Annotated in this window: 12 protein-coding genes; 4 read left to right on the top strand and 8 right to left on the bottom strand. The window is 68.5% G+C overall.

Annotation, left to right across the window (positions count from 1 at the left end):
• Positions 1–244 precede the first annotated feature (244 nt).
• The 4 genes from NH287_RS14140 to NH287_RS14125 are packed head-to-tail and all read right to left on the bottom strand — an operon-like array spanning position 245 to position 3,373.
• Positions 245–616 (bottom strand): rhodanese-like domain-containing protein, encoded by a 372-nt coding sequence (locus NH287_RS14140; RefSeq protein ID WP_016463905.1) that lies wholly within the window; start codon positions 614–616, stop codon positions 245–247.
• Positions 617–639: 23 nt separating this feature from the next.
• On the bottom strand, positions 640–1,161 hold the full coding sequence (locus NH287_RS14135; protein ID WP_036282995.1) for a DUF4395 family protein: 522 nt from the start codon (positions 1,159–1,161) through the stop codon (positions 640–642).
• A gap of 17 nt (positions 1,162–1,178) precedes the next feature.
• Entirely contained in the window at positions 1,179–1,949 is a 771-nt protein-coding gene (locus NH287_RS14130) for a sulfite exporter TauE/SafE family protein (RefSeq protein WP_016463907.1), read from the bottom strand.
• Between the two features lie 23 nt (positions 1,950–1,972).
• Entirely contained in the window at positions 1,973–3,373 is a 1,401-nt protein-coding gene (locus tag NH287_RS14125; protein WP_253036119.1) for an MBL fold metallo-hydrolase, read from the bottom strand.
• On the opposite strand from NH287_RS14125, the gene NH287_RS14120 reads away from it, so the two are divergent.
• Positions 3,254–3,520: a hypothetical protein gene (locus NH287_RS14120; RefSeq protein ID WP_232212106.1), complete on the top strand. Its 267-nt coding sequence runs from the start codon at positions 3,254–3,256 to the stop codon at positions 3,518–3,520. The genes NH287_RS14125 and NH287_RS14120 overlap by 120 nt on opposite strands.
• A gap of 10 nt (positions 3,521–3,530) precedes the next feature.
• Here NH287_RS14120 and trxA read toward each other — a convergent pair whose 3' ends face one another.
• Entirely contained in the window at positions 3,531–3,899 is a 369-nt protein-coding gene (gene trxA, locus NH287_RS14115) for a thioredoxin (protein WP_016463909.1), read from the bottom strand.
• A gap of 296 nt (positions 3,900–4,195) precedes the next feature.
• On the opposite strand from trxA, the gene NH287_RS14105 reads away from it, so the two are divergent.
• The gene (locus NH287_RS14105) at positions 4,196–4,489 is read left to right on the top strand and encodes a metal-sensitive transcriptional regulator (protein WP_016463910.1); all 294 of its coding nucleotides are present in this window, start codon (positions 4,196–4,198) and stop codon (positions 4,487–4,489) included.
• On the top strand, positions 4,489–4,839 hold the full coding sequence (locus NH287_RS14100; protein WP_016463911.1) for a hypothetical protein: 351 nt from the start codon (positions 4,489–4,491) through the stop codon (positions 4,837–4,839). The genes NH287_RS14105 and NH287_RS14100 overlap by 1 nt, the downstream gene beginning before the upstream one ends.
• Before the next feature lie 337 nt (positions 4,840–5,176).
• Here NH287_RS14100 and NH287_RS14095 read toward each other — a convergent pair whose 3' ends face one another.
• From NH287_RS14095 to NH287_RS14085, 3 genes are read right to left on the bottom strand one after another with little or no spacing between them, the layout of a single operon-like run.
• Positions 5,177–5,692: a 2'-5' RNA ligase family protein gene (locus NH287_RS14095; RefSeq protein WP_253036118.1), complete on the bottom strand. Its 516-nt coding sequence runs from the start codon at positions 5,690–5,692 to the stop codon at positions 5,177–5,179.
• 5 nt (positions 5,693–5,697) lie between these two features.
• On the bottom strand, positions 5,698–7,680 hold the full coding sequence (locus tag NH287_RS14090; RefSeq protein WP_253036117.1) for a M13 family metallopeptidase: 1,983 nt from the start codon (positions 7,678–7,680) through the stop codon (positions 5,698–5,700).
• Positions 7,681–7,715: 35 nt separating this feature from the next.
• Entirely contained in the window at positions 7,716–9,506 is a 1,791-nt protein-coding gene (locus tag NH287_RS14085) for a lipase family protein (RefSeq protein WP_253036116.1), read from the bottom strand.
• Positions 9,507–9,624: 118 nt separating this feature from the next.
• On the opposite strand from NH287_RS14085, the gene NH287_RS14080 reads away from it, so the two are divergent.
• On the top strand, positions 9,625–10,060 hold a 436-nt coding region (locus tag NH287_RS14080; protein ID WP_253036115.1), incomplete at its 3' end, for a LacI family DNA-binding transcriptional regulator.

Here is a 10,060-nt window from a genome sequence, read left to right as displayed (position 1 = left end):
CGTCCTGACTCGACGTACTCACGCGCGTGTATCCGAGAAGCCTCACGAGCCCATTCTGACTCGGAAACACCCTTTATGACCCCTGCTGAGACGAATTATGGCGAGACGCCTTTCTGAGACGACGCGCATCCCGAGATTTCGGGCAAAGGGGCGCTGTCGAGGGCCACTTGGTCCGGCGTCTCAGAAAGCTACTGGTTTTTGAGGCGCGCGCCGATCCTCCGCTGTTGGAGCGTGGGTGAAGGGTTCAATCGGTCTGAACGACCGGTAGCCCCGTCGCGGCTGCGGCGTCTGCGAGCGAGCCGAGGTTGCGTACTTGGGTGAAGCCTGCGTCCTCCATGAGGTCGACGGCGGCTGCGGCGCGTTGACCTGAACGGCAGTAGACGACGTAGTCGGCGTGGGGGTCCAGGTCAGGGATTGCCGTTTGCAGCTCGCCGGCGGTGACGTCGAGCAGGAGTGCCCCATCGAGATGCCCTTCGGCGTGTTCGGCGGGTGTGCGGACGTCGATGACGATCGCATCCGAGCTAACCGCAGGTTGGGCGGTGGTCGGCGCGGTGCAACTCGTGAGCGCGAAGGCGGCGACGAGTGCGGTGACTGTAACGAGGGCGAAGCGACGCATGGGGTCCTTTCGGGGGTTTGGGGTTAGAGGTTGCAGGAGCGGTCGGCGCAGTGATGTGTGGGGTGTCGGCTGAGACGGCGGTGGAGGTGGCAGCCCGCGCACCAGCCGAAGATCGCTTCCAGGGCTAGGAGGATGAAGCAGACACCGCACAGGGCGAGTACCCCCTGGAGGGGGATAGCGCCGGAGCCCAGCGCGACGCATGAGACTGTGGCGATGCCGACGGCTAGCCACCACGCGAAGGCCTTCTGCGGGGCGCCGACCCAGCGCGGGAAGTGGGAGCGGCTCGCGAGTCGTCCCAACGCCAGGGTGATCGACAACCGATCACTGACGAGGAGACGGGTCAGCATGTCGAGCAGGAAGAACATTCCGAACATCTGCAGCGGGCGAGTCGTCCCGAACGCGAGTGCGGCGGTGGCGGCGAGAAGTCCGAGCGTCAGCAGGAGACCGGCCGCGATCCGGACCGCACGTTCATCGATGACAGGCCCCTGGTAGCCCTCGATGAGGGCACCAACGCGCGGGAGGACGACAGCGGGGGTGACGGACATGAGCGATTCCCGGAGGGTCATAGAAGAGGTGCGAGGCGCAGGATCGTCGCTGTGAGCATGATGATGCCCACGCCCAGGACGAAGAAGCCGAAGCTTTTGCGGAGCGTGGGGGCGGACAACTTTCTGGCGAGCAGCATCCCGGCGACGGAGCCGACAACGGCGAAGGCGGTGAAAGGAAGAACGGTTTCCCATGGGATCGCGGTGGCGAACACCTGTGCGGCGAGTCCTGCGGTGGAGTTCAGTGCGATGACGAGGAGTGATGTGCTGGTGGCCGCGGCGATGGGCAGACCGAAGATCAGCAGCGCGGGGACGATGAGGAAACCACCTCCCGCCCCGAGCAGCCCCGTGAGGAACCCCACAGACACCCCCATGATCACGACGCGCAGGACATGAGAGCTGCGCGCGCGAGGTCGCTCGGGTGGGGCGGGTGTGCGACGGCCGCGGATCATCGCGAGTGCCGTGGCGATCATGATGCCGCTGAAGAGAATGGCGAGGAGGGAGTCGGGCACGAACCGCCCCAGAGATGCACCGCCGAGCCCGCCGAGCATCCCTGTCGCCCCGAACGCGACACCGACCCCCCATTTCACGGTCCCCGTTCGCGCGCGTATCAGGACGGCGATGGCGCTGGTCACTGCGACCACGAAGAGCGAAGACGCGATCGCCTCTCGCGTTCCCATGCCCAATATCAGGGTGAGGACGGGGACGGCGAGGATTGAGCCGCCTCCGCCGAGGAGCCCGAGCGCGACGCCGACCACGGTCGCGAGGATCATCGCGGTGATGATGGGCAAGGTCAGTCGGGCTCCTCGAGGGGTCAGGCGGCGTTCGCGGCGGGCTGCGCCGTTGCGGCGAGCCAGGCGCGGTAGCTGCCGTCGATCTCGATGACGTCGTGACCGGCTCGACGCAGGGCGCTGGCGACGACGCTGTTGCGGACGCCGCTCTGGCAGTAAGTGAGGATGACGCCCGAGCTGGGGAGCTCATCGGTGTGCCAGAGAGCGCGACCGCCGGAGAGTTGGGCGGCACCGGGGATGTGTCCCGCGTTGTATTCGGTGCGGTTGCGCACATCGAGCAGGAGGGCGTGCTCCACCTGGTCGATGTCCGTGGGGGCGATGGTCTTCGGCTGAACGAGCCGCAGTCCGTCGAGGGTGTCGGTGAAGCCGTGGACAGCGTCGATCCCCACCCGCAGCAGGTGGTCGCGGAACCGCCCGGCCGCGTCAGTCGAGTCGGCCAGAATGACGAGGGGGCGTGTTTCCGTCTCAGGGTCGTAGACCCAGGCGGCGTAGCTGGCGGCTTTCGCTTCGCCGGGGACGTTGAGCGCGCCGGGCACGGTGCCCTGGTGTACCTGCGCGTGGTGGCGGGTGTCGATGAGGATGACGCTGTCTTCCTCCAGCGCAGCGGACAGGTCGGAGGCGTCGATTTGCGGCAGCGGTGCGAGCTTGCCCAGCAGAGCGGGCCCGGTGCGGTTCTGCCGCTTCATCCGGGTGAAGTAGGCGTGCGCATCAGGTTGATCATCGAGGAGGGAGTTGATGAAGCCCTGCTCGTCGCCGGCGGCCAGGTACGGTGCCCACCAGGCAAAGCGTCGCTCGTATCCGACCGTGGAGGTGGGGACAGCGCCGAGGGCCTTGCCGCAGGCCGAGCCGGACCCGTGTGCGGGGAGCACCTGGACGTAGTCCGGGAGGGTGAGGAAACGGTCGCGAAGGCTGGCGAACAGATCGCGCGCGCCCTGGAAGCGGGTGTCGATACCGCCGGCGGCTTCATCCAGCAGGTCGGGGCGGCCGATGTCGCCGACGAAGACGAAGTCGCCGCTGAGGAAGTAGCCCGGGTCGGAGGTGGCGGCTCCATCGGTGACGAGGAAGGAAAGGTGCTCGGGGGTGTGGCCGGGGGTGTGCACTGCTTCGAGGGCGATGTTGCCGAGGGTGATGCGCTGACCGTGCACCATCCGGGTGGCGTCATCGAATCCGGAACCGTACTGCCAGTCGGGCCCGCCCTCGGCGGAGACGTACATCGTCGCTCCCGTGCGGGCAGCGAGTTCGCGGGTGCCGGAGAGGTAGTCGGCGTGGATGTGAGTCTCGGTGACGGCAGTGATGGTCATGCCATGCTTCGCGGCGAGGTCGAGATAGACCTGCACGTCGCGGCGGGGATCGACCACAATCGCTTCACCGTTCCGCTGGCAACCGATCAGGTAGCTGGCGTGCGCGAGGTCGTCGTCATACAAGCGTTCGAGGAGCACGGGGATCTGCTTTCGCGGGGTCAGTGCGCGCAGGTGCAGCGCTGGTCTTCGGGAACGTCGGCGAGGGCGTCGTCGATGTGTTGGCCGCAGCCGGCCCACGTGGGCTTGCCGCAGGAGGGGCAGGTGATTTGAGCGCACACGGTCAGGCAGCCGTCTCGGCAGCCGCGATCTGGCGGCGGACATCATCCATGTCCAGCTCGCGGGCTTTGGTGATCAGTTGCTCGAGCTGCGGGGCAGGCAGAGCACCGGGCTGCTTGTACACCAGCACGCCATCGCGGATCACCATCAGCGTCGGGATCGAGGTGATGCGGTGAGCCGAGGACAACTCAGCTTCCGCTTCGGTGTCCACTTTCGCGAACACGATGTCGGGGTGCTTCTCCGACGCCGCCTCGAATACCGGAGCGAACGAGCGGCACGGGCCGCACCAGGCCGCCCAGAAGTCGATGAGGACGATCCCGTCTGCCTGGACGGCCGGGCCGAAGGTCTCGTTCGTGAGCTCAGTGGTGGCCATCGTCGGTCACCGCCCGAACAGGCGCGAGAAGAACCCGCCCTGCTTCGACTGTGCAGCCTGCACCTCACCGCGCGTGTGGTTGCCATTGCACCACTGCGACGCGGGCACCGACGCGCGTACCGAAGACACGTGCTGGCCGCAGCCCGCCCACGTCGTCTTCCCACAGGTCCGGCACTTCGTAGCTCGACACATGTTCTCTCCCTTTCCGGTGATACCCCAGGGGGTATATCTGAACCTGGACGCCCAGGATACTCCGGGGGGTATAGTTGTTGTCAACTCGACGGAAGGAACCGCTCATGGGCAGTGACCCGCAAGGCCCTGACTCGCTGCTGCACGATCAGGAGGCGAAGCGAAAGGTGCTCAACCGTCTGAAGCGTGCGCAAGGACAGCTCGCCGCGGTGATCGGCGCCGTTGAAAACGACGCACACTGCCGCGACGTCGTTCAGCAGCTCTCCGCCGTCTCTAAAGCTCTGGATCGGGCCGGCTTCCTCGTCATCTCCACCGCTCTTCGCGACTGCATGACCACGCCGGAGGCGGATAACGTCACCAACCCCGACGAGCTGGAAAAGCTCTTCCTCTCCCTCGCCTGATGACCACGCGAAACACGCTCGTCATCCACGTCTTCGCCGAGGACGCCGCGGTTCTCACCGCCGCGCTGCGCGTTGCCCGAAACGCCGTTGACGATCTCAGTCCCGACGGCATCGTGCAGCTCGTCGTCCAGGGCGGCGCGGTGCGGGGCCTGGTCGCGGACGGTGCCTATCGAGACGATCTCGTCGCAACGATCCGCAGTGCGGGCGTACAGGTGCTGGCGTGTCAGAACAGCATGAGCCGAGAAGACGTGGACGCTGATTCTTTGCTCGAGGGGGTGTCAACCGTTGCCGCGGCCGTGGGCTACCTCGCTCAACAACAATGGGCAGGCGCCGCCTACGTACGACTGTGATGCATCCAGCACCTGTCACGCCATCCGCACGCACCGGTATCGCAGCTGTGACCTCTTCTGCGTGATGGCAACTAGTCCGAGAGCGACATTTCTGCGCAAAACTCTGAAGTCCCACCGACGAGCATCCCTCCAGCAAGGCGGCCCAGCCCCGACCTGAGCCCTGCGAGAACCGAGCTGCTGTAGACACGTCACGTAGCGAAGTCAGAACGCCGCCACGGAGCGCTGTTATTCACAACCGCAGACGAACGCGACACGCCGAAGATGTATCCACCGAAAACCCCCGCCGAAACCGGATCGCGCCGAAACCTCTGCGCTGCGTTTTCGGCGCGGTCCCAGATCAGCGTGCGAACACCCCGAGCTCGGTGACGGTCGCGGATGCCGCATCCCACCGCCTGAGCCCGCGAGCGACACCGACGATCGGCTCACCGAGCAGCGGCAGCGCGCGCTCGAGGTCCGAGACCTTGAGCCGGCGCGCGAGGGTGACGTGCGGCATCCACTCGCCCGGAGCGGTGTGCGGAGCGTCGTCGCCGGGACCGGCGGCCTCGTGCACGGCGGCGTGCAGCGACAGCAGCTCGGCCGACGGCACGACCGAGCGTGCGAGCACCCGCCGCTCCCCCGCGCCGAACAGCACCACCGCACCGAGAGTCACGGGAAAGGGGGCGGGCAACGGCACCGACGCCAGCGACACCGACGGACGCACGAGCAGCGTCACATGCGGCGCGTTCGAGGGCGACGTGTGCGCGGCGAGACTCGACAGCCCGGCGTCGGCGAGCGCCTGCCACTCCGCGCGCACGGCGCGCTCGGTCGCCGCATCGAACTCGAGCTCGATGCTGACGACCGGCGCGCCGCGCATCGCGGTCACCAGATGGTGACGCGCTTGTCCTCGTCGAGCCAGAGTTCGTCCGACGGGGTCACGTCGAACGCGGCGTAGAACTCGTCGATGTTGCGGACGATCTGGTTGCAGCGGAACTCGTTGGGCGAGTGCGGGTCGATCGTCAGCAGACGGATCGTCTCGGCATCCCGCCCCTTCTGCTGCCAGATCTGCCCCCAGCTCAGCAGCAGGCGCTGGATGCCGGTGAGCCCGTCGATCACGGGACCGTCGGCATCCGTCGAACCGGCCTTCTCCAGGTGCAGCCGGTACGCCTTGATCGCGATGCCGAGGCCGCCGAGGTCGCCGATGTTCTCGCCGATCGTCAGGGCACCGTTGACGGTGTGATCCGCCGACAGGCCCTGCGGCACGAGCGCGTTGTACTGCTCGATGAGGGTCGCCGTGCGCTCGGTGAACGCCGCGCGGTCCTCGTCGGTCCACCAGTCGTTCAGCGCGCCGGTGCCATCGAACGCGCTGCCCTGGTCGTCGAAGCCGTGACCGATCTCGTGACCGATGACGGCGCCGATGCCGCCGTAGTTGGCGGCCGGGTCGCGCTCCATGTCGAAGAACGGGTGCTGCAGGATCGCGGCCGGGAAGACGATCTCGTTCATGAGCGGGTTGTAGTACGCGTTGACCGTCTGCGGGGTCATGAACCACTCGTCACGGTCGATCGGAGCGCCGAGCTTTGCGAGCTGCTGGTCGTGCTGCCACGCGTTCGAGCGGCGCACGTTGCCGATGAGGTCGGATGCCTCGATCTCGAGATCCGAGTAGTCCTTCCACTTCACCGGGTAGCCCACCTTCGGCGTGAACGCCTCGAGCTTCTCGAGCGCGCGCTCGCGCGTGGCGGGCGTCATCCACTCCAGCGACGAGATCGACTGCCGGTACGCCTCGATGAGGTTGTCGACGAGGACGTCCATCTCCTCCTTCGCGCGCGGCGGGAAGTGACGCTCGACGTAGACCTTGCCCACCGCCTCGCCGAGGGCGGCCTCGACGAGCGAGACACCGCGCTTCCAGCGCTCGCGGTTGACCGGGACGCCGGTCATCTCGGTGCCGTAGAACGCGAAGTTCGCGTCGACGAACGCCTGCGACAGGAACGGTGCCGACGCGCGGATGACCTGCAGACGCAGCCACGCCTTCCAGTCCTCGAGCCGGTCCTCGACCAGCAGGGTGCCGAGTCCTTCGAAGAAGCTCGGCTGGTTGACGTCGACCTCCTCGATGACGCCCGCCTTGCCGGGAGCGACGGCGTCGCGCCACGGGGCCAGGTCGACGCCGGTGAGCTGCACCGCGGCATCCCAGCTCATCAGGTTGTAGGTCGCGACGGCGTCACGGCTGCGGACGTTGTCCCAGTGATGCGAGGCGATCTCGGTCTCGAGGGCGAGCACGCGGTCGGCCTGCGCCTCGGCGTCGGCGACACCGGCGAGACCGAAGACCGTCGCGACATACGCGCGGAAGGCCGCACGGGTCTTCTCGAAGTTGTCGAGGCGGTAGTAGCTCTCGTCGGGCAGCGACAGACCACCCTGCACGAGGAAGAGGATGTACCGCTGCGGGTTGCCGGGGTCCGGCTCGATGTACGTGCTGAAGATCCCCGCGACGCCCTCACGTTCCAGCGTTCCGGAAGTCTGCAGCAGGCTCGGGATGCCGGTGACCTGGTCGACGTACGTCAGCTGCGGCGCGATCGCCTCAGCACCCTTCGCCTCGATCGCCGCGGTGTCCATGAAGCTCGCGTACAGGTCGCCGATCTTGCGGGTCTCGGTGCCGGGCTCGGCATCCGTCGACTCCTCGATGATCGTCTTGACGTCCTTCTCGGCCTGCTCCGCGATGAGGTGGAACGACCCCCAGCGCGCCTTGTCCTCGGGGATCTCGGTGCGCTCGAGCCACGCGCCGTTGACGTGGCGGAACAGGTCGTCCTGCGGCCGGATGTCGGTACTCAGTTCGTCGAGTTGGATGCCGGAGGGAAGGGTGTTCTCGGTCATGCGTCCCACCCTATGGGCGCTCTCCGATCCGGGGCTCATTCCCTCGTGGTCGAGCACTCCTCGGGCACGGGGTCACCCGCGAACCTCGCCGCGGTCCACTCGATGAGCTCGTCGAGCAGCGGCGACGGGCGCTCGACGACGGCCGCATGCTCGTACCCGTCGTAGATCCGGTAGTCGACGACCTGACCGGCCCGGCACATCCGGTCGACGTATGCGGTCTGCGTTGCGACGGGGATGACGCTGTCGGCCCCGCCGTGGGCGATGAGCAGCGGCGCATTCTGGCGGAGCGGTGCCGCGTTGTCGCGCAGGTGGACGCCCAGCGGACCGGATGCCGGGGGTGTCGAGAACAGGCGAGGATCGCCGCTCATGCCGAGCGCCGCCGCGACCGAGACGACGATCGACGGGTCGGACAGGCAGCGCTCCGACATCTGCCGGAGCACCGTGTCGGCGCCCGGCCGCACGTAATCGTCGTACGAGACGTCGTCGTAGATCGCCGAGAACGACGCGAAGGCGTACGAGGCGAAGATGCTGCCGCCCGTGACGCTCGAGATGTTCTGCACGAGCGCGGGCGGGTCGCTGGCCGGCGCGAGCGCCGCGACCCCCTGCACGTACAGCTCGGGCGCGTACTCCCGCGCCATCGCCCCCGCCCACAGCGCGGCGCCGCCACCCTGCGAGTGCCCCCAGATGACCGTGCGGACGCCGAGGTCGGCATCCTGCAGTTCGCGGGCGGCGCGCACCGCGTCGAGCGACGCCGTCGCGCTGGGAGGACCGATGAGGTACGGATGCGGGCCCTCGGTGCCCAGCCCGATGTAGTCCGTCGCCACGACGGCCCACCCCTGCCGAATGATCGTCGGCAGGTTGTAGAGCGCGCCCGACCAGAGCCCGCGCGGCTGCAGCGACGGTGCGCAGTGCTCGGAGAAGCCGGTCGTGCCGTGGTTCCAGTCGATGATCGGCCACTGCCCGTCGCCCTCCTTCGGGACGACGACGACACCGCTCGCGACCCGCACCTCGCCGTCGACGCCGGTGGTCGTGTAGAGGATGCGCCAGGCCGTCGCCGACACCGGGATGCCGTTCGTGAACGGCTCGGCACGGATGAGGCGCCCCGGCTCCCCCGGCATGTCGCGAGGGGCCGCGTAGAAGTCGTCGACGACGGTCGATCCCTCGCGCAGCGGCACGGTGACGAGTGCGGTCGTGACGGCGAGCGCGACGGAGACGAGGGCGGTGACCGTGCGCCCCCAACGGCGCAGGCGCTGCGGCTGGTGGCGGAGCTCCCGCTCGGTGTCGCGGCGACGACGCACGCGCGTCCACAGATCGGCGACCCCGCTCATGATGAGACGCGCGCCGAAGACGACCGCGACGACGAGCAGGGTGATGTCGGGCCAGAACAGCGCCAGCACGCCGAAGATCACGCCCGAGACCGAGAAGGCGGCATCCGCGATGCGCGCATCGATCGTTCGCCCCTTCGCGAAGACCGCGATCACGCCGAGCGCACCCGCGACGAGCAGCAGGATGCCGACAAGGGTCGCCACGACGCGCACGGTGAGTCCCGGGGTCAGCAGGACGACGAGCCCGCCGACGAGCCACGCACCGCCCGTCAGCGTGCGCCAGCGCGGACGCGCCCCCTCCATGTCGCGCCCCGTCAGCTCGATGACGCCTGTGAGGACCATGCCGCCGCCGATCAGCCAGGCGAGGACGCCCAGCGCCGTCGTCGGCCGGATGACGATGACCACGCCGAGCACGACCGCCGAGGCCGCGACGACCAGGCGCACCCACTCGGGCAGGCGCGCGTAGAAGCGTCCGAGCGCGAGGCGCTGCAGCAGCCGCATCCGGTCCCTCCTCCGTGCGTCGGCGTCGATCCTCCACGTTAACGGCGTGGGCCGGATGCGCCCGAGTGCTCGACAGCGAGCGCATCGACGTGAGATGGCGCCCGCTACAGTGAGCGCCATGGGACGGGCCGGGACGACACGCGCCGGCGTGCGCGACGTCGCCGCGCGGGCGGGGGTGTCGACGCAGACCGTGTCGCGCGTCATCAACGACAGCCCGAACCTGCGCCCCGAGACCCGGGCCCGCGTCGAGGCCGCGATGGCCGAGCTCGGCTACCGCGTCAACAACGCCGCCCGCGCCCTCGGCACCTCGACGACCCGCACCGTCGGCGTCGTCGCCTCGGACGCGACCCTGTGGGGCCCCGGCGCCGGCATCGCCGCGCTCGACGCGGCTGCTCGCGAGGCGGACCGCTGGTTGGCGACGGCCTACGCGGATGCCGCGGACCCGGCATCCGTCACCGATGCCGCCCAGCGCCTGCTGTCGCAGGGGGTCGACGCGCTGATCGTCGTCGCCGCGCACACCGCGACGCTGCCCGCGCTGCGCGAGGTGGCGGGCG

Source organism: Microbacterium sp. CnD16-F (assembly GCF_024124465.1).
GTDB classification, from domain to species: domain Bacteria; phylum Actinomycetota; class Actinomycetes; order Actinomycetales; family Microbacteriaceae; genus Microbacterium; species Microbacterium gawkjiense.
This window is presented reverse-complemented; position numbering and strand designations above follow the sequence as displayed.